The 20,127-nt window shown below is 35.2% G+C and carries 17 protein-coding genes and 1 pseudogene; 8 read left to right on the top strand and 10 right to left on the bottom strand.

The annotated features are described in order from the left end of the window. Window positions 1-21: 21 nt before the first annotated feature. The 10 genes from A194_RS0103015 to rpmH form a co-directional block, all read right to left on the bottom strand. Complete coding sequence (locus A194_RS0103015; protein ID WP_017185412.1) at window positions 22-861, bottom strand: ParB/RepB/Spo0J family partition protein; 840 nt, start codon at window positions 859-861, stop codon at window positions 22-24. Then, window positions 842-1,615: a ParA family protein gene (locus A194_RS0103010; protein WP_017185411.1), complete on the bottom strand. Its 774-nt coding sequence runs from the start codon at window positions 1,613-1,615 to the stop codon at window positions 842-844. The genes A194_RS0103015 and A194_RS0103010 overlap by 20 nt, the downstream gene beginning before the upstream one ends. 130 nt (window positions 1,616-1,745) lie before the next feature. Then, window positions 1,746-2,603 (bottom strand): nucleoid occlusion protein, encoded by an 858-nt coding sequence (noc, locus tag A194_RS0103005; RefSeq protein ID WP_017185410.1) that lies wholly within the window; start codon window positions 2,601-2,603, stop codon window positions 1,746-1,748. A gap of 215 nt (window positions 2,604-2,818) precedes the next feature. Next, entirely contained in the window at window positions 2,819-3,538 is a 720-nt protein-coding gene (gene rsmG, locus A194_RS0103000; protein ID WP_017185409.1) for a 16S rRNA (guanine(527)-N(7))-methyltransferase RsmG, read from the bottom strand. A gap of 9 nt (window positions 3,539-3,547) precedes the next feature. After that, entirely contained in the window at window positions 3,548-5,437 is a 1,890-nt protein-coding gene (gene mnmG, locus A194_RS0102995) for a tRNA uridine-5-carboxymethylaminomethyl(34) synthesis enzyme MnmG (protein ID WP_017185408.1), read from the bottom strand. A gap of 28 nt (window positions 5,438-5,465) precedes the next feature. Then, on the bottom strand, window positions 5,466-6,842 hold the full coding sequence (gene mnmE, locus A194_RS0102990) for a tRNA uridine-5-carboxymethylaminomethyl(34) synthesis GTPase MnmE (protein WP_017185407.1): 1,377 nt from the start codon (window positions 6,840-6,842) through the stop codon (window positions 5,466-5,468). 209 nt (window positions 6,843-7,051) lie between these two features. Beyond that, window positions 7,052-7,681: an RNA-binding cell elongation regulator Jag/EloR gene (jag, locus tag A194_RS0102985; protein WP_017185406.1), complete on the bottom strand. Its 630-nt coding sequence runs from the start codon at window positions 7,679-7,681 to the stop codon at window positions 7,052-7,054. After that, entirely contained in the window at window positions 7,678-8,451 is a 774-nt protein-coding gene (spoIIIJ, locus tag A194_RS0102980) for a YidC family membrane integrase SpoIIIJ (RefSeq protein ID WP_017185405.1), read from the bottom strand. Before spoIIIJ ends, jag begins: the two co-directional genes overlap by 4 nt. 96 nt (window positions 8,452-8,547) lie before the next feature. After that, entirely contained in the window at window positions 8,548-8,889 is a 342-nt protein-coding gene (gene rnpA / locus A194_RS0102975) for a ribonuclease P protein component (RefSeq protein WP_017185404.1), read from the bottom strand. Between the two features lie 74 nt (window positions 8,890-8,963). Then, complete coding sequence (gene rpmH / locus A194_RS0102970; protein ID WP_017185403.1) at window positions 8,964-9,098, bottom strand: 50S ribosomal protein L34; 135 nt, start codon at window positions 9,096-9,098, stop codon at window positions 8,964-8,966. A gap of 540 nt (window positions 9,099-9,638) precedes the next feature. On the opposite strand from rpmH, the gene dnaA reads away from it, so the two are divergent. The 8 genes and pseudogenes from dnaA (at window position 9,639) to A194_RS0102930 (ending at window position 19,768) form a co-directional block, all read left to right on the top strand. Continuing rightward, complete coding sequence (gene dnaA, locus A194_RS0102965; RefSeq protein WP_017185402.1) at window positions 9,639-10,982, top strand: chromosomal replication initiator protein DnaA; 1,344 nt, start codon at window positions 9,639-9,641, stop codon at window positions 10,980-10,982. 184 nt (window positions 10,983-11,166) lie between these two features. Beyond that, entirely contained in the window at window positions 11,167-12,312 is a 1,146-nt protein-coding gene (gene dnaN / locus A194_RS0102960) for a DNA polymerase III subunit beta (RefSeq protein WP_017185401.1), read from the top strand. A gap of 251 nt (window positions 12,313-12,563) precedes the next feature. Next, a complete protein-coding gene (locus A194_RS21115) occupies window positions 12,564-12,692 on the top strand; it encodes an RNA-binding S4 domain-containing protein (protein ID WP_017185400.1) in 129 nt (42 codons plus the stop codon). A gap of 23 nt (window positions 12,693-12,715) precedes the next feature. Further along, on the top strand, window positions 12,716-13,834 hold the full coding sequence (gene recF / locus A194_RS0102950) for a DNA replication/repair protein RecF (protein WP_017185399.1): 1,119 nt from the start codon (window positions 12,716-12,718) through the stop codon (window positions 13,832-13,834). Window positions 13,835-13,843: 9 nt separating this feature from the next. Further along, window positions 13,844-14,128 carry an extracellular matrix regulator RemB gene (gene remB / locus A194_RS0102945; protein ID WP_017185398.1) on the top strand — a complete coding sequence of 95 codons (285 nt, stop codon included), beginning with the start codon at window positions 13,844-13,846 and terminating at the stop codon, window positions 14,126-14,128. 56 nt (window positions 14,129-14,184) lie between these two features. Beyond that, window positions 14,185-16,089 (top strand): annotated as a pseudogene (gene gyrB / locus A194_RS17040) (DNA topoisomerase (ATP-hydrolyzing) subunit B); the annotation flags it as partial. A 111-nt stretch (window positions 16,090-16,200) separates the two neighbouring features. Further along, window positions 16,201-18,675: a DNA gyrase subunit A gene (gene gyrA, locus A194_RS0102935; RefSeq protein ID WP_050980475.1), complete on the top strand. Its 2,475-nt coding sequence runs from the start codon at window positions 16,201-16,203 to the stop codon at window positions 18,673-18,675. A gap of 31 nt (window positions 18,676-18,706) precedes the next feature. Next, a complete protein-coding gene (locus A194_RS0102930) occupies window positions 18,707-19,768 on the top strand; it encodes an HD-GYP domain-containing protein (RefSeq protein ID WP_017185395.1) in 1,062 nt (353 codons plus the stop codon). The last annotated feature ends 359 nt before the right edge of the window (window positions 19,769-20,127 follow it).

The raw sequence follows: 20,127 nt of genomic DNA, 5'->3' as shown, positions 1-20,127 counted from the left end.
TTAATAAGGATAGACATCATTTTATTCTTTCGTATACATAAGTAATTCAATGATTCGGTCTAAGTCTTCACGGTCAAAATATTCTATTTCGATCTTTCCTTTTTGTTTACCTTGCTGAATACTTACACCTGTACCTAGTTTCTCTCGCAACTCATTTTCCTTCGATGTAATGAAAACATCTTTTTTTGTATTTGCTTTTTTCTTAGGCTTGTTATTAAGCTTTGTAATAAGTTCTTCAGTTTGCCTAACATTTAAGCCTTCTTTTCGAACCTTTTCTGCAACTAAATATAGTTGATCTCCATCTTTAATCGACAATAGCGCTCGAGCATGCCCCATTGATAACTCTTTACTATTCACCATTGCGCGAACTCTTTCTGGTAGAGAAAGTAAACGAACCATGTTTGCTATATGAGGACGACTTTTACCTAGACGCTTAGCTAGTTCATCCTGTTTAATTTTTAGTTCATTAATTAATCTGTCATAAGCTTCAGCTTCTTCGATCGGGCTTAAGTCCTCACGCTGCAAGTTTTCTAATAGCGCTAGCTCCATCATTTGTTCTTCTGATAATTCTCTTACAACAGCTGGAATTGTCGTAAAGCCAGCTTCTTTAGATGCACGGAAACGTCTTTCTCCTACGACAATTTCATAACCTTTAATTGCTTTTCGAACAATGATTGGTTGTAATACTCCGTGTTCAACAATCGAATCTTTAAGTTCTTCTATTGCTTCAGTATCAAATACTTTACGCGGCTGATATGGATTTGGTCGACAGTCTTTCAGCTCAACTTCCTGCACTGATTCCTCATAGTAATCCACTTCTTGAAAGATTGTATTTAAACCTTTACCCAACCCTTTGGCCATTCGCCATCACTTCCTTCGCTAGATCGCTATATACTTCCGCACCTTTAGACTTCGAATCATACTGTATAATAGGCTCACCATGACTTGGTGCCTCTCCTAAACGAACATTTCTTGGGATGACTGAATTAAACACCTTATCTTGAAAGTACTTTTTAACCTCTTCAATAACTTGAATCCCTAAATTTGTTCTAGCATCAAACATCGTTAGCAACACACCCTCAATTTGAAGGCTCTGGTTTAATCTGCGTTGGACTAACCTAACGGAATTCAACAATTGGCTTAAACCTTCCAATGCATAATACTCACATTGTACAGGAATTACAACGCTATCTGCTGCTGTTAAAGCGTTCAATGTTAAAAGCCCTAAAGACGGAGGGCAATCAATAATAATATAATCGTAATCATATCTAACGCTTTCTAAAGCTTTTCTTAAACGAAGTTCTCTTGAAATAGTCGGTACTAATTCAATTTCTGACCCTGCTAACTGTATTGTTGCAGGAATAGCGTCTAAATTAGGGACTTTTGAAGGGACACAAACGGATTTAGCGTCCTCTTCCTCAATTAATATGTCATAAATACACGATTCCATATCCCCTTTGTTTATGCCAACTCCACTTGTGGCATTTCCTTGAGGATCTATATCAATAAGTAATACTTTATTATTTAAATTAGCTAAACAAGCGCTCAGATTAACTGCTGTCGTTGTTTTTCCTACGCCACCTTTTTGGTTTGCGATGGCAATGACTTTTCCCATAATGTCACCTGCCCAATATAATTTTATCAACATCTATTATTCTATCATGAAATCGAATTTTGTTATATGTAATATGCTAGAAAAAAAGACCCATCTTTTAAAAAAAGATGGGAAATCATAACTTAATCCATTATTTTTTCGGGATTTTTATCGTTATTTGATAATAATCATCGACTTCTTCTTCTTCTGTCTCAACATCCATCCCAGTATCTTGTACCATATTTAATGACTGTCTAATGGTGTTAAGAGCGATACGGACATCTTTATTTACACCTTGTATTTTCGGTTTGCGAGTCTTCTTGCCCTCTTTTTCTTCTGGGTTTAAAACTTGATGGACGCGCTCTTCTGTTTGTTTAACATTTAATTGTTCTTCATTAATTTGAGACAACACTTTTTCTTGTAAGGATTCGTCTTTTAATGCGATTAGTGCTCTAGCATGTCTTTCAGTAATTTGTTTATTTAACAACGATTGTTGAACAACACTTGGTAGTTTAAGTAACCTTAATTTATTAGCGATCGTTGACTGGCTTTTCCCTAAACGTTGTGCAAGGGCTTCTTGTGTTAGCCCGTGAGTGTGAAGAAGTTGATCGTAAGCGATAGCTTCTTCTACAACTGTTAACTCTTCACGTTGTAAGTTTTCTATTAAAGCAACTGAAGCAGTCTCCGTATCCGTCATGTTTTTTACGATTGCAGGGATTGTCTCCCATTCTAATGAAGTGACTGCACGCCACCTGCGTTCACCAGCAATCAATTCATAAGCATCATGGTCTTCTAACTTACGTACTACAATCGGCTGAATCATGCCATGTGTATGGATTGTTTGTGCTAATTCCGAGATCTTTTCTTCATCAAAAATGGTTCTAGGTTGATATTGATTCGGTTGAATCTTACTTACTTCTAATTCGACAACTTCATTTGCCTGAATACTGCTTTGCTGTTCATCTGATTTGGTTTCATTCTTGCCAAACAATCTACTAAGCGAACTCATTCAGTTGGCACCTACCTTCTACAACTCTCTTAATCTATGTAAAAAATGAAATGTTTCACGTGAAACATTTCATTCATAATCATAAGATTACTGTTCATCATTGTTCTATCGCTCTTACTCTATTTTTATATTACCACAAAAGTAGAGTGAATATAAAGTGAAACTTAACGATATTCCTTCGTGATAATATGGCAAATATCTACATATTTCTACTATTATTCGATTGGTTCTTTGTTTGGTGTGCCTGGTTTTCTAGGATATTTATTAGGTGTTTTGCGTTTTTTATCAACTTGCACAATATGTCGCTCACTGTTCTCAAATGGCAAATTAAATCGATTGTTGTCTTTTAATTCACCACCTAAAGTTTTAATAGCTAGCTTACTGGTCTCTAATTCTTCAGTAATATTTGGGCCTTTCATCATAATAAAGTCTCCATTTACTTTAACTAGAGGTAAGCATAGTTCGCTTAACACAGATGTCCGAGCGACTGCACGAGCCATTACTAAGTCAAAAGTTTCTCTAAACTTTTTGTTTTTCGCAAAGGTTTCTGCTCGATCATGATAAAAAGCAACATTAGTTAAATTTAGTTCATCAGCTAAATGATTTAAAAAAGTAATACGCTTCTTTAACGAATCGACAATGGTAACTTTTAAATTAGGATACACAATTTTGAGCGGGATCGATGGGAATCCCGCTCCAGCACCAACATCACAAATAGAAAAATGTTCAGAGCTAAAATCATAATAAAAAGCTGCTGTTATAGAATCAAAAAAATGTTTTAAATAAACTTCTTCACGATCAGTAATCGCAGTTAAATTCATTTTGTTATTCCATTCAACTAATACCTCATAATACTGATTAAATTGTTTAAGCTGCTGTTCGTTTAAGTCAATGCCATGCTCTTTTAATCCATCTTGAAACTGTTTTTCGTTCATAAGCACCCTCTATTCATTTGCAGCGGATTTCGTTTTATAGCTTTGTTCTAAATAGACAAGTAAAATTGAAACGTCTGCAGGGTTTACACCTGAAATACGAGAAGATTGACCTACTGACAATGGGCGTACCTTTTTTAACCGGTCTTTAGCTTCCGTAGCTAAACCGCTAATGTCATCATAGTCAATATGGTCTGGAATCTTTTTGTTTTCCATTTTACGCATTTTATCAACTTGCTGATTTGATTTTTTAATATAGCCTTCATATTTCACTTGTATTTCTACCTGCTCTTCAACGTCATGAGGTAGTTTTTCTTCAGGTGGAGTAATGCGTTTAATTGTTTCGTATTTCACTTCTGGTCTACGTAGTAGGTCGATTGCTAAAATACCATCTTTTAATTTAGAACCGCCGATCTCTTCAATAATCTGTTGAACCTCATCGTTTGGCTTAATTCGATAGCCTGTTAAACGGTCTACTTCTTGTTGAATTAATTCTTTTTTACGATTAAAACGAGCATAACGTTCTTCTGGAATTAATTCCATTTCATAGCCAATATCAGTTAAGCGAAGATCTGCATTATCGTGACGTAATAGTAAACGATACTCAGCTCGTGACGTTAATAAACGGTAAGGTTCATTTGTTCCTTTTGTTACTAAATCATCAATCATAACACCTATATAAGCTTGTGAACGATCTAAAATTAACGGCTCTTTATTTAATGCTTTTGCAGCTGCATTAATACCTGCCATTAACCCTTGACCAGCTGCTTCTTCATAACCACTCGTTCCGTTAATTTGACCAGCAGTATATAAACCTTGGATTTGCTTCGTCTCTAATGTTGGCCATAATTGAGTAGGTACGACAGCATCATATTCAATTGCATATCCGGCTCGCATAATTTCAGCATTTTCTAAACCTGGTACTGTTTCAAGCATTTGTTTTTGGACGTACTCTGGTAATGATGTAGATAGTCCTTGAACGTAAATCTCATCCGTGTTTCGCCCTTCTGGTTCTAAAAATACTTGGTGACGTGGCTTATCATTGAAACGAACAATTTTATCTTCAATTGACGGGCAATACCTTGGGCCTGTTCCGCGATCAGCACCCGAGTACATCGCTGATTTACTTAAATTATCATCAATGATTTGGTGAGTCACTTCACCTGTATACGTTAACCAGCACGGTATTTGGTCTGTAATATATTCCGTCGTTTCATATGAAAAAGCGCGCGGTACTTCATCACCTGGTTGCTCTTCTGTTTTTGAGTAATCAATTGTATGAGAATTCACTCGCATTGGAGTTCCTGTTTTAAAACGTACTAAGTCAAAACCTAATTCATCTAATTGTTCAGATAACGTAATCGTTGGTCGTTGGTTATTAGGACCGCTCTCATACTCTATATCACCAATTAACACTTTTCCGCGCATAAAAGTACCTGTTGTGATGATGACTTGGTCTGCATAATAACACGCTTTAGTTTCTGTTTTGACCCCTTTTACTTCACCATCTTCAACTAGTAATTCTTCAACCATACCTTGACGTAGCGTTAAATTTTCTTGCTTTTCAATTACGCGCTTCATTTCTTGTTGGTACAACACTTTATCTGCTTGTGCACGTAAAGCTCGAACAGCTGGCCCTTTACTTGTATTTAATAGACGCATTTGTATATGCGTTTGATCAATTGTTTTACCCATTTGGCCACCTAGTGCATCAACCTCTCGAACGACGACACCTTTTGCAGGCCCACCAACAGATGGATTACACGGCATAAAAGCAATTAAATCTAAATTTAAAGTGAGCATTAACGTCTTTGCTCCACGTTTAGCTGCAGCTAAACCAGCTTCTACACCTGCATGGCCCGCACCAATTACTATGACATCGTATCGCCCTGCATCATACATGAAGACAACCTCCTTTATCTTAAGTTTCTTATTTACCTAAACAGAATTGAGAGAATAATTGATCGATCAGTGATTCATGTACATCTTCTCCGATAATCTCACCTAATAACTCCCAAGTTCTTGTAATATCAATTTGTATTAAGTCTAATGGCATACCCATCTCTAATGAATTTAAAGCATCATTTAAAGCATCTTCTGATTGTTCTAGAAGTTGAATATGACGAACGTTAGAGACGTAAGTTAAATCACCTTGATCTAACTCTCCATCAAAAAATGTATCCGCAATAGCTTGCTCTAGTTCATCTATACCTTGTTCTTCAACTAATGAGGTCGTAATGATCGGAGCTCCATTGGCTGCTTTTGTCACTTCATTCATATCTATTTCTTGATTTAAATCTGTTTTGTTAACAATAGCAATCACATCTAAATCACGTGCTGCTTCAAATAGAGCTTGATCTTCTTTGGAGAAAGGTTCATTGGCATTTAAAACGAGTAAGATTAAATCCGCATCTTGAAGCGCTTGCCTCGAACGCTCGACACCAATCTTCTCCACTATATCTTCAGTTTCACGAATTCCAGCAGTGTCGATTAACCTTAATGGTACTCCGCGCACATTAACATATTCTTCTATGACATCACGTGTAGTACCTGGAACATCAGTTACGATTGCTTTGTTTTCATGAGCTAAAACGTTCATTAAAGATGATTTCCCGACATTAGGTTTTCCGATTATCGCTGTAGCGATTCCTTCGCGTAAGATTTTACCTTGCTTGGCTGTCCGAAGTAATGACTGAATTTCACCTTTAACATTTTGAGCACGTTCTCTTAATAATCCATGTGTCATTTCTTCAACATCATCATACTCTGGATAATCTATATTCACTTCAACGTGTGCAACCGTCTCGATTAATTGTTGGCGAAGATCGCGAATTAAATTCGATAATCTTCCATCCATTTGTTTTAAGGCAACAGACATCGCTCGATCTGTTTTAGAACGGATTAAATCCATAACCGCTTCAGCTTGTGACAGATCAATACGACCATTTAGGAAAGCTCTTTTCGTAAACTCACCTGGTTCAGCTAACCTAGCACCTTGTCTTAACACTAGTTGGAGAACACGGTTAACGGAAACCATTCCACCGTGACAGTTTATCTCGATCGTATCTTCACGGGTGAAGGTTTTCGGTGCCTTCAAGACTGAAACCATAACTTCTTCTAATTGGTCTTCTGTTTTTGGATCAACGATTTTCCCGTAATGGATTGTATGGGAATCAACTTGTTTTAAATCTTTCGTCGGAAATATTTGATTTGTAATTGAGATTGCTTCATCTCCAGTTAGTCGTACGATTGCAATAGCACCTTCTCCAACTGGTGTTGAAATGGCTGCAATTGTATCTTGTTCCATGACCTTCACCCCTTTTAAAGCACAATTTCCTAACTAAACACAATAACACAAAATAAGTCAAAAGGAAAGAAATACAAGCATGTTAGCCTTAAGTTCAACTCTTACTAAACTATAGTCTAATTATTAGGGTGACCAAAGTTAATCCTTTTTAAGACACTTTATCCAAAAGAAAAAGCCAACCTTATGAAAGGTTAGCTTTAAATATCGTATTACGATAAGTTGTTCGGTTTAATCACAACTCTTCGATTCGGATCTTTTCCGTCTGAGTACGTTGTAACTTCGCTGTGGTCATGAAGGGCAGTGTGAATAATTTTCCGTTCAAATGAAGGCATTGGCTCAATTTGAACATCTTCGTTTAGCCTCATAGCCTTTTTAGCTAAATTATTAGCCAGATTTTCTAAAGTTTCTTTTCTTCGTTCACGGTAACCTTCAGCATCTACAACGACTGTAAAATAAGAGTTTTGGTCTTTATTCACAACTAAACTAGTTAAATACTGAAGTGAATTAATGGTTTGACCTCTTTTACCGATGAGTAATCCGATCCGATCACCGATTAATTCATATGTTACTTCATTTCCTTGCTGAGTAACTGTTACATCAGTACCTTCTGCTCCCATTTCCAGTGCGATGTTTTGAAGGTATGACTTCCCTTCACTGACTAAATCACGCTTTTCGTGAACTTTAACGTAAGCGCGCTTAGCTCCAAAGACACCTAGAAGACCTTTCTTTCCTTCATCAATCACTTCTACATTCACTTGATCTTCTGATAAATTCAACTGACTTAAAGCATTTTCCTTTGCTTCTTCTACTGTTTGACCACTAGCCGTTATTTCTCTCACTTGTTCGTTCCTCCATTATTTTTTTCAAATTCTCTCATCATTGGACGACGAATTAATAGTGTTTGAGCAATCATAAAGAAGTTACCTACAACCCAGTACAACGCTAATGCTGCTGGGAAGAATAATGCAAATGCACCAATCATTACTGGTAACAAGTATAACATAATTTGCATTTGTGGGTTGTCAGCCGCCGGTGTACCAGCCATCATAATTTTTTGCTGAATAAATGTAGTAGCAAAAGTGATAATCGCTAAGATGATACTTGGTTCACCTAATGAAAACCATAAGAAATCATGTTCTGCAATCTCATCCGTTCTTACGATTGAATGATAGAATGCAATTAAGATCGGCATTTGTGCTAAGATTGGTAAACAACCTGCTAATGGATTAACACCGTGACGTTGGAATAACGCCATTGTCTCTTGTTGTAATTTTTGCTGTGTTTGTGCATCTTTAGATGAATACTTTTCTCGAATCTCTTTTAATTCGGGTTGAATTAACTGCATCGCTTGTGACGATTTTAATTGTTTAACATTTAAAGGTAATATTAGAACTCTTAATAAAACCGTAACGATAATAATCGCAGCACCGAAAGCTTCATTAAAGACTCCTTCAGCAATATATGTGATTAAAAATGATAGCGGATATACGAAGAAACTATTCCATATTCCTTCACTTTCTGACGTAATCGGTTCATTAATTTCAAAACAACCTGATAACAATGTTGCCATGGCTATTAAGGAACCAATTAATAACAGTCTTTTGCGCAATTGTTGTTCCTCCTAACTTTCCATTCCAATACACACTTCACACTAAAAGTATTTTAGCATTATTCAACTATACATACTATATAAGAATATTACTTTTTATTGACGAAATTTCTTCGTTTTTTTCAACAGATGGTTTAAACTACTTTTTATTTCATAATAACCCATATTTCGAGTTGGCATTCTAGCAATGATCACATAATCATAATTGGGCTTAATATCAGAATCTAAATCAATAAAAGCTTGTCTTAAATAACGCTTAATCTGGTTACGTAACACAGCGTTCCCAATTTTCTTGCCAACAGATAAACCAACTCTAAAATGGGATTGTTCTTCCTTCTTAAGTGCATAAATAACTAATTGTCGATTAGCAAATGAATGACCATCTTTAAATATCTGCTGAAACTCTTCATTTTTTTTAACTCGATAAGCTTTCTTCAAATACAATCTTCCCATCTAGTTATGGCTAAACTTTTTAGTTACTAGAAAAAAGACCACTGATAAGTCTTCAGTGTCTAGGCAGAAAGAACTTTTCTTCCTTTACGACGACGACGCGCTAGAACTTTTCTTCCGTTCTTAGTAGACATACGTGCGCGGAAGCCGTGTACTTTATTACGCTTACGATTATTTGGTTGATAAGTGCGTTTCATGATCTACACCTCCTGCAATTAGACAAACTTATTTCGTTCCATAAGCAGTCCAAATTAGTATATTAAAATTTAGCATTGAATGTCAACAGACAAACCATTTCATATTATAACGCATAATCCATAACAACTCAATAATGCTTTATTTTCCATTATCCACAACCCTTACTTAATTTAAACAAACTACTTTGTTAATATCCACATACTTTTTCATCAAAAACCCACAATTTTCACCCTTGTGGATATTATTTTACCACAGGTTTGTTTTCTTTGTGGATAAGTTTGATAAAACATTGAAAGTTCTATGTTTATTTGTTATGATTATGTTGTTTTAACCGTGGATAACATGTGTTGCTATTTTTGTTTTTCCACAGATTGTGGATACAATGTGAATAAACATGCACACGTTGTTTAATGACTTACTCACATTTATGTGGATATTGTCGATATCTGTTATAATTTCTTGTATACTCTAATGAAAATATCCACATACATATTTTTTTATACCCATCCACGATTCAAACAGAAAGGATGTGTAACTGTTTGCAAAACATCTCTGAAATTTGGAACGAAACATTAAAAGAACTAGAAAAGAAAATAAGTAAACCTAGCTTCGACACTTGGTTAAAATCAACTGAAGCAAAAGCAATTGATGGTGGAAATATATATATTATTGCACCAAATGAATTTGCAAGAGATTGGTTAGAAAATAGTTATTCAAACTTAATCTCTGAAACAGTTTACGAATTAACTGGATCACAACTAACTCCTAAGTTCATTATTCCTGAAAATAAAGGTGAAGATGAGCCTGTTAATCAACCAATTAAAAAGATGAATCAACCTAAAAGTGAACAAGATTCAAAAACGATGCTTAACTCAAAGTATACGTTTGAAACATTTGTCATTGGTTCTGGTAACCGTTTTGCCCATGCTGCTTCACTAGCTGTTGCTGAGGCTCCAGCAAAGGCTTATAATCCTCTATTTATCTATGGAGGCGTTGGCTTAGGTAAAACGCACTTAATGCATGCAATTGGGCACTATGTAATTGAACACAATCCGGATGCAAAAGTTGTCTATCTATCCTCAGAGAAGTTCACAAATGAATTTATTAACTCTATTAGAGATAACAAAACAATTGATTTCCGAAATAAATATCGAAATGTGGACGTGCTATTAATTGATGATATTCAATTTTTAGCTGGAAAAGAACAGACACAAGAAGAATTTTTCCACACGTTTAATTCATTACATGAGGACAACAAACAAATTGTCATCTCAAGTGATCGTCCACCGAAAGAGATTCCAACACTAGAAGATCGTTTGCGTTCACGTTTTGAATGGGGCTTAATTACAGACATTACACCTCCAGATTTAGAAACGAGAATCGCAATTTTAAGGAAAAAAGCTAAAGCTGATGGATTAGATATTCCTAATGAAGTCATGCTTTATATTGCTAACCAAATTGACACGAACATTAGAGAGCTTGAAGGAGCATTAATTAGAGTCGTAGCCTATTCTTCCCTTGTTAATGAAGATATTGATGCATCACTAGCTGCAGATGCTTTAAAAGATATCGTGCCTAATTCAAAGCCGAAAGAAATTACGATTAAAGGCATTCAAGAAGTAATAGCTAACCGATTTAACATACAACTTGAAGATTTCGCAGCTAAAAAACGTACAAAATCAGTCGCTTTCCCAAGACAAATTGCGATGTATTTAGCTCGCGAGTTAACTGACTTTTCGTTACCTAAAATTGGCGAAGAATTTGGAGGGCGAGATCATACGACCGTTATTCATGCTCATGAAAAGATTTCAAAGATGATTTCAGATGATTTACAACTTCAAAGAGAAATTGATGAATTAACAGAACAAATAAAAACAGGTTAATCAAAATTGTTAACAGTGTGAATAACCTGTTCAAACATACGAACAACTTATTAACATGTGGATAACCCGTGATATTTATAAAAACTGCACTTATCCACAAATTCACAAGCCCTATTACTATTAAGACTATTTATATTAAAAATAAATAAATATATGCGTGGAATATAAAAATTAGGAGGACACTATGAAAATCGTCATCAATCGAGACCAATTAATGCAAAGTATTCAAAATGTCATGAGAGCTATTTCACCTAAAACGACAATTCCGATTCTTTCAGGTATGAAATTAGAAGCAAACGAAGAAGAAGTGAAACTTACAGGTAGTGATTCTGATATTACAATTGAATCAATCATTCCAAAAGAAGAAGATGGGATCGTTCATATCCATGAAGTTATTCCAGGAAAAGTTGTCGTACAAGCTAAGTTTTTACCAGATATCATTAAAAAGTTACCAGAGGACTTAGTTGAAATTGAGGCAGATGGAGAATTAAATATTACAATTCGTTCTGGAAAAGCTGAATTTACACTAAATGGACAAGACCCAGAAGAATATCCACAACTTCCTGTTTTACAAACAGAAAATAGTTTTCATATTCAAACAGATCTATTAAAAACGTTAATTAGACAAACTAATTTTGCCGTTTCAACATCTGAAACGCGACCAATATTAACAGGTGTTCACTTTAAACTTGAAAACGACCAGTTAGAACTAGTTGCAACAGATAGCCACCGTTTAGCATCAAGAAAAATAGCAATGAATGAGGAAACAAACTCTTTATCTTTTAAAAATATTGTTATTCCAGGAAAAAGTTTAGGAGAATTAAACAAAATCTTAGACGACTCACAAGACTCTGTTCAAATTAGTGTTTCAGATAATCAAATATTATTTAGAACAAAACATTTATTCTTCTTATCTCGTTTATTGGATGGGAATTATCCAGAAACTTCGAGGTTAATTCCAGAACAAAGTAAAACAGAAGTTAAAGTTGATTCTAAAGAATTAATGCAAACAATTGATCGTGCTAGTCTTTTAGCTAAAGACAACCGAAACAATATTGTAAAACTAGAAACAAAAGAGAATAATGCCATTGAGATTTCAAGTAATTCACCAGAAATCGGTACAGCAGAAGAAGTTTTAAATACAAATGAAATTTCAGGTGAAGAATTAAAAATATCGTTTAATGCTAAATATATGATTGATGCGTTAAGAGCAATTGATGCAGAAGAAATCAAAATTCAATTCACAGGTGCTATGCGACCATTTATTATCGAACCACTTGATGAAGAAGAACAAATTTTACAACTAATTACACCGGTTAGAACGTATTAAATTACTCAATTTAAAATGACAAATTAAACTAAAGGAACTGAGCCTACTGTTACCCTGTTAAGTAAAAGGCTTAGTTCCTTTTCTTATTGCTTAATCTTTAGTAAAATATATAGTTAGGGAAATTCTACAATTAACACACTAAATTAAGAAGGTGAAATAATGGCAGAGCCAATTGAAATTAAAACTGATGAAATTACTTTAGGGCAATTTATTAAATTAGCAACATTGTAGAATCAGGCGGAATGGTGAAGATGTTTTTACAAGATTATAACGTTTATGTAAATGGAGAACAGGATCAAAGACGAGGTCGTAAGCTAAAAATCGATGATCACGTTGAAGTAGAAGATGTTGGTACTTTTATCGTGGCAAAAGAAAACTAACTAAGAATTAGGAGTCTCATTTTATGTATATAAAGGAAATATCGGTAGAAAATTATCGAAATTATGATGAGCTATCATTACAATTTGATAATCAAATAAACGTCATAATCGGTGAGAATGCACAAGGTAAAACAAATCTTATGGAGGCTATTTACGTATTAGCCTTTACAAAATCTCATCGAACATCAAAAGATAAAGAATTAATAAAATGGGACTCTAATTATGCTAAAATAAAAGGAGATGTATTTAAACGTAATCGCTCATTCCCTTTAGAAGTCATTTTTTCTCAAAAAGGAAAAAAGGCAAAGTTTAATCATATTGAGCAGAAACGGTTAAGTGATTATATTGGGGCACTAAATGTCGTCATGTTTGCCCCTGAACATCTTAATTTAGTGAAGGGAAGCCCACAAGAGCGACGTAAGTTTATCGATATGGAAATAGGCCAAATCCAGCCTGTTTATATATACCACCTAGGTCAATATCAAAAAATATTAAAACAACGCAATGCACTTTTAAAAGACTTACAAAGACAAAAACAAACAGATCGGACAATGTTAAAAGTTTTAACAGAGCAATTAATTGAACATGGAAGTATAGTTTTAAAGAAAAGGCTACAGTTTCTACAAAAGTTAAGAGAATGGGCTACCCCAATACATGATGGAATAAGTCGTGGATTAGAAGCGTTAACCATTGATTATGAAGGGTCTATTAATGTATCAGAAGACACTGAATTGGAGAGAATAATAGAGATATATACCTCTTATTATGATTCCATTGAAGACCGTGAAGTTGAACGAGGAACGACATTAGCAGGTGCGCATCGGGATGACTTAGTTTTCTACGTTAATGATCGTAATGTTCAAACTTACGGTTCACAAGGACAACAAAGAACAACAGCCCTATCTTTAAAATTAGCGGAAATTGAATTAATTGATCAAGAAGTAGGTGAATATCCTATTCTTTTATTAGATGATGTCTTAAGTGAGTTAGATGACCATAGACAATCTCATTTACTTAATACAATTCAAGGGAAAGTTCAAACATTTGTCACCACAACAAGTGTTGATGGGATTCACCATGAAACTTTAAAAGAAGCGCAAATATTTAATATTCACAACGGACAGTTGTTATCAGAAAGGTGAGGTTCACTGTTGTTTATACATATTGGTGATGAACACGTCATTCAATCCGATGAAGTTATTTCGATTATTGATTACACATTATATAAATCTTCATCCATTATTGAAGAAATGATTTTTAATCAACGTAAAAACGGAAATGTGACAGAAGTGCAATATGAGGAACCGAAAGCAATTGTAATTACAGTTGACCATATTTATTTTAGTTCTTTATCTGTATCCACATTGAATAAGCGTGCGCAAATCTCAAATATTTTAGATCAAATTGATGAAGTTACTGAGGATACACCTGAGTAATGAATGACCATTAAGGAAAATGAAGGTGAGACGATGACAATGAAGATAATTTAAATCAACAAACAGATTACGGTGCTAGTCAAATCCAAGTATTAGAAGGTCTTGAAGCAGTAAGAAAAAGACCAGGTATGTATATCGGTTCAACAAGTGAAAGAGGCTTACACCACTTAGTATGGGAAGTTGTCGATAATAGTATTGATGAAGCATTAGCTGGTCATTGTGACTCAATTGAAATTACAATTGGAGAAGATAATAGTATTACAGTGACAGACAATGGCCGTGGAATTCCTGTTGATTTACACCAAAAAGCAGGCAAACCAGCTTTAGAAGTCATTATGACTGTTTTACACGCTGGTGGTAAATTCGATGGTGGCTCATATAAAGTATCTGGTGGTCTACACGGTGTAGGGGCTTCAGTTGTAAATGCTTTGTCAAGTGAATGTGAAGTCTATGTCCATCGTGACGGTAAACTATATTATCAAAGCTATAAGCGTGGGATTCCTAATGAAGAAGTATCGGTTATTGGTGAAACAGATATTACCGGAACGAAAACGCGTTTTAAACCAGATCCAGAAATTTTTAGTGAAACACAAGAATACTCTTATGAATCGTTACTTAATCGTACACGCGAATTAGCTTATTTAAATAAAAAGCTTAAAATTTCGATTGAAGATCAACGTGAAGAAGAAGAAATTCGTGAAGAGTTTTATTACGAAGGCGGTATTTCTGAATACGTTGAGCATTTAAATCGTACACGTGAAGCTTTACATGACCCGATTTATGGTGAAAGTGAATTAGATGATATTACCGTTGAGTTTGCCATTCAATATAACGATGGTTTTGCAAGCAACTTATATTCCTTCGCTAACAATATTAATACTGCTGAAGGCGGTACACATGAGTCAGGGTTTAAAACAGCACTGACACGTGTTATTAACGATTATGCGCGTAAAAATCATTTGTATAAAGAAAACGACCCCAATTTAATTGGCGATGATGTGCGAGAGGGATTAACTGCCATCATTTCGGTTAAGCACCCAGACCCGCAGTTTGAAGGACAAACGAAAACAAAACTAGGCAATAGTGAAGTTCGTACGATTACAGACCAAATCTTTTCAGATAAATTTTCACAGTTTTTAGTTGAGCACCCGAAAGTAGCCAAACAAATCGTCGAAAAAGGTTTAATGGCATCACGTGCTAGAATCGCTGCGAAAAAAGCTCGTGAAGTGACAAGAAGAAAGAGTGCTTTAGAAGTTTCAAGCTTACCAGGTAAATTAGCCGATTGTGCTACGAAAGATGCAACCGTAAGTGAACTTTACATCGTTGAGGGTGACTCAGCAGGTGGTTCAGCAAAACAAGGACGTGACCGTCATTTCCAAGCGATTTTACCGTTAAGAGGTAAAATAATTAACGTTGAAAAAGCGCGTTTAGACAAGATCCTTTCAAATAATGAAATCCGTGCGATTATTACAGCATTAGGTACAGGAATTGGTGAAGAATTCGATTTATCACAAGCACGTTATCAAAAGATCGTGATTATGACCGATGCTGATGTTGACGGTGCGCACATTCGTACATTGTTATTAACCTTTTTCTATCGTTATATGCGTCCATTAGTAGAGAGTGGCTACATTTATATCGCTCAGCCACCTTTATATAAAATGTCTCAAGGTAAAAAAGATTATTACGCTTACAATGAACATGAAATGGAGAAAATATACAGTGAATTACCGAATTCTCCAAAAATCAGCTTACAACGTTACAAAGGTTTAGGTGAAATGAACCCGACACAGCTTTGGGAGACGACAATGAATCCTGAATCTAGAACTTTATTACAAGTAAACTCACAAGATGCTATGGAAGCAGATGAAATCTTTGAAATTTTAATGGGTGATCAAGTAGAACCACGACGTGACTTCATCCAGCAAAATGCGCAATACGTACAAAACTTAGATATTTAACAGTGAATCATTAACGCCTATCCAATGGCGTTAATGTTCTTCTGATTAGGGAGGTAATCACTTTTGGATCAACAACGTCCTCAAGTTCAAGAAATAAATATTAGCCAAGAAATGCGAACGTCATTTTTAGATTATGCGATGAGTGTAATCGTATCTCGTGCATTACCGGATGTTCGTGACGGTTTAAAACCTGTTCACCGTCGTATTTTATATGCTATGCATGATTTAGGAATGCATTCAGATAAAGCTTATAAAAAATCGGCACGTATTGTCGGTGAAGTAATTGGTAAGTACCACCCACACGGTGATTCCGCCGTATACGATGCGATGGTACGTATGGCACAAGATTTTAACTTCCGTTACATGCTAGTAGATGGCCATGGTAACTTCGGTTCTGTTGACGGTGATGCAGCAGCTGCAATGCGTTATACAGAAGCGAGAATGTCTAAAATTTCAATGGAAATTTTACGTGATATTAACAAAAACACGATCGACTATGAAGAGAACTACGATGGTACTGAAAAAGAACCTGTCGTATTACCAGCTCGTTTCCCTAACCTTTTAGTTAATGGTGCATCAGGTATTGCTGTTGGTATGGCAACGAATATCCCACCACACCAATTAGGTGAAGTTATTGATGCCGTTTTAGCATTAAGTAAAAATCCAGATATAACGATCCAAGAACTAATGGAAGGGTATATTCACGGACCAGACTTTCCAACAGGTGGACAAATCTTAGGCAGAAGCGGAATTAGGCAAGCCTTTGAAACTGGAAAAGGCTCAGTAACGATCCGTTCTAAAGCAGACATTGAAGAAGATGCAAACGGAAAGGCAAAAATTATTGTTACCGAGATCCCATTCCAAGTGAACAAAGCAAGATTGATCGAGAAAATTGCGGAGTTAGTTCGAGACAAGAAAATCGATGGAATTACAGATTTACGAGATGAATCTGACCGTGACGGATTAAGAGTCGTGATTGAAATTCGTCGTGACACAAACCCTAATGTCGTTTTAAATAACCTTTATAAACAGACAGCCTTACAAACTTCATTTGGTATTAATATGCTTGCTTTAGTAGATGGACAGCCTAAAGTATTAAACTTAAAGCAATCATTAAGTCATTACTTAGAACACCAAAAAGAAGTCATTGTTAGAAGAACCCAGTTTGAATTAGATAAAGCTGAAGCTAGAGCGCATATATTAGAAGGTTTGCGTATTGCATTAGATCACTTAGATGAAGTCATCGAACTAATTCGTCAATCACAAACGACTGATATAGCCCGTGAAGGTTTAATGACTCGTTTTGGCTTATCTGAAAAACAAGCACAAGCCATCTTAGATATGCGCTTGCAACGTTTAACAGGGTTAGAACGTGAAAAGATTGAAAATGAATATAAAGAAATTTCAGAGTTGATCGCGGAGCTTAAAGCAATTTTAGCTGACGAGAACAGAGTGTTAGACATCATTCGTGAAGAGTTACTTGAAGTTAAAGAACGCTTTAATGATGAACGTCGAACTGAAATTGTTGCCGGCGGCATTGACTTAATCGAAGATGAAGACTTAATTCCAGAAGAAACTGTAGTCATCACAGTAACACATAAAGGTTATGTAAAACGTTTACCTGCAACAACTTACCGTACACAAAACCGTGGAGGACGAGGTATTCAAGGAATGAATACAAATGATGATGACTTTGTTGAACATCTATTATCGACTTCCACTCATGATACGTTATTGTTCTTTACGAATAAAGGTAAAGTGTATCGAGCTAAAGGGTATGAGATCCCAGAATTTAGTCGTACAGCAAAAGGTCTACCACTTGTGAATGTGATCGAAATTGAAAATGATGAGTGGGTAAATGCTGTAATTACAGTTCGTGAGTTTGTCGATGATTGGTATTTATTCTTTACAACGAAAAATGGATTATCAAAACGTACAACTTTAGAACAGTTTGCTAACATTCGTCGCGGAGGTTTAAGAGCCATTAACTTACGTGAAGATGATGAGTTAATCTCCGTTCGATTAACCGATGGTGAAAAGCAAATTATGATTGGTACTAAAGATGGCTCACTAATCCGTTTTGATGAACAAAATGTGCGCGTTATGGGCCGTACAGCAACAGGCGTTAAAGGTATTACATTACATGATGAAGATGAAGTAGTCTCTATGGAAATCTTAAATGAAGGTGTTGAAGTACTAACGGTAACGTCAAAAGGTTACGGTAAACGAACACCAGAGAGTGAATACCGCATGCAAAACCGTGGTGGTAAAGGTATTTTAACTTGTAAACTTAACCCGAGAAATGGTCATGTCGTTGCTGTTAAACCAGTAACAGGTGAAGAAGACCTCATGATTATTACCGTAGATGGTGTGTTAATTCGTATGCCTTCTGAATCGATCTCAACTACAGGACGTAACACGCAAGGTGTTCGTTTAATAAGACTGTCAGAAGATGAGGAAGTAGCTACTGTAGCGCCTGTTGAAAAAGAAGAAGACGAACTAGATGAATTAGAAGAAGACCAACAAGAAAATGAAGAAACCATTGAAAATGATGGAAAAGATGACGAAATAAAGAATGAAGAGTAAATAACGACTAAGACTTAAGAGGTGTTAGGTTATGAAAGTTCATCCACAACAGCTAATTTCAGGATGTTTAATTATAAAAGATGTAATGGGTCAAACGTTGACGCCAATTATTCCTAAAAATACTGTTGTGGAGCCTATACACTTACAAGTATTAAAAAAGTTTAAAGTTTTAGAAGTTGAAGTTGCCAATAAGTTAGTTAATGGTGATGTTTTTGAGACAGATCAACAAAAAGTGATTACTGAAGAACAGGAAATGTCTTTTTATGAACAATATGTCGATGTAGTTAAAAAGACAAAGGATTTGTTTAAATCTTGGGATTATCGTTCGAAAGTTGATGTTCAAAAAATTCGTGAGCTTATTTACCCGTTAATAGAACAAGGGGAAAATAAAAGTGACGTACTGTTAAAAATGCATCATTATAATAAACCAGAAAACTATTTTTATTATCATATTGTATCAATGCCAGTAATTGCGACATTTTTGGCTAAACAGTTAGGTTATAGTAGTAAAGAACGTTTGAATATTGCACTTGCTGCTTTTTTAAGCGATATTGGAATGCTTAAGGATCAAGAAGGTATTTATTTACAAAACCGAAACTTAACACAAGAGGAATTTAAAAAGATTAGACAACATCCAGTTGAATCTTATCGGTTCATAGAGAATTTACCTGTTCATCAAGATGTGAAAGTAGCGGTACTTCAACACCATGAAAGAATAGATGGTTCTGGTTATCCTATGGGTGTTAAAGCAGATAAAATACACCCATTTGCTAACATTATTGCAGTAAGTGATGTATTCCATGCAATGACATCAGAAAGAGTGTATCGACGTAAACAGTCGCCATATAAAGTGGTAGAAGAGTTAATGAAAGATCATATTGATAAGCTAGATATGAAAGTATTAAATCAGCTCGCTAAGTCGATTGTTAACTTTAGTAATGGTACTCAAGTAAAACTATCAAATAATGAATATGGAACGATTGTTTTTACAGATGAAAGACATCCAACACGTCCTTTAGTTAAACTATCTAAAAATCAAGAAATTATAAACTTAATAGAAGATAAAACGATCTATATTGAGGAAATCTTATAATAAAAGCCATTAGTTGCGACGGTAACTAATGGCTTTTTTGCTATCTTCTACAAAGTTTTAAGTCTATTTACGCATTTTTACTTTTCTAATAGAAAACCGGTGTTGAGTGATAAAAATTATTGTATAATAAAAGATGTTGGAATAGCCTAAAATAATATAGTGACGAAGCTATTCAAATAGATTATTAAGAGATTGGATTTGGGGGAACGTTTATGAAACAAACTAAGAAAATCATCATGATGTTAACAATTACAGCAGTGTTTCTGTTTAGTTCTTTAGTCATTGCACCAATGGCAACTTTTGCAGAAGTTGATGTAGAAGCTGAATCAGCTATTTTAGTTGATGCTGAGACTGCCAAG

Origin of the sequence: Alkalibacillus haloalkaliphilus C5 (assembly GCF_000269905.1) — a bacterium.
Classification (GTDB): Bacteria; Bacillota; Bacilli; order Bacillales; family Alkalibacillaceae; genus Alkalibacillus; species Alkalibacillus haloalkaliphilus_A.
The sequence above is the reverse complement of the archived record's forward strand: the minus strand, read 5'-3'. Positions and strand labels throughout refer to the sequence as shown.

Coding starts and splice junctions, on each gene's coding strand:
- A194_RS0103015 (WP_017185412.1), bottom strand. CDS start 861: ATGGCCAAAGGGTTGGGTAAAGGTTTAAATACAATCTTTCAAGAAGTG.
- A194_RS0103010 (WP_017185411.1), bottom strand. CDS start 1,615: ATGGGAAAAGTCATTGCCATCGCAAACCAAAAAGGTGGCGTAGGAAAA.
- noc (WP_017185410.1), bottom strand. CDS start 2,603: ATGAGTTCGCTTAGTAGATTGTTTGGCAAGAATGAAACCAAATCAGAT.
- rsmG (WP_017185409.1), bottom strand. CDS start 3,538: ATGAACGAAAAACAGTTTCAAGATGGATTAAAAGAGCATGGCATTGAC.
- mnmG (WP_017185408.1), bottom strand. CDS start 5,437: ATGTATGATGCAGGGCGATACGATGTCATAGTAATTGGTGCGGGCCAT.
- mnmE (WP_017185407.1), bottom strand. CDS start 6,842: ATGGAACAAGATACAATTGCAGCCATTTCAACACCAGTTGGAGAAGGT.
- rpmH (WP_017185403.1), bottom strand. CDS start 9,098: ATGAAACGCACTTATCAACCAAATAATCGTAAGCGTAATAAAGTACAC.
- dnaN (WP_017185401.1), top strand. CDS start 11,167: ATGAAAATCGTCATCAATCGAGACCAATTAATGCAAAGTATTCAAAAT.
- A194_RS21115 (WP_017185400.1), top strand. CDS start 12,564: ATGTTTTTACAAGATTATAACGTTTATGTAAATGGAGAACAGGATCAA.
- recF (WP_017185399.1), top strand. CDS start 12,716: ATGTATATAAAGGAAATATCGGTAGAAAATTATCGAAATTATGATGAG.
- gyrA (WP_050980475.1), top strand. CDS start 16,201: ATGCGAACGTCATTTTTAGATTATGCGATGAGTGTAATCGTATCTCGT.
- A194_RS0102930 (WP_017185395.1), top strand. CDS start 18,707: ATGAAAGTTCATCCACAACAGCTAATTTCAGGATGTTTAATTATAAAA.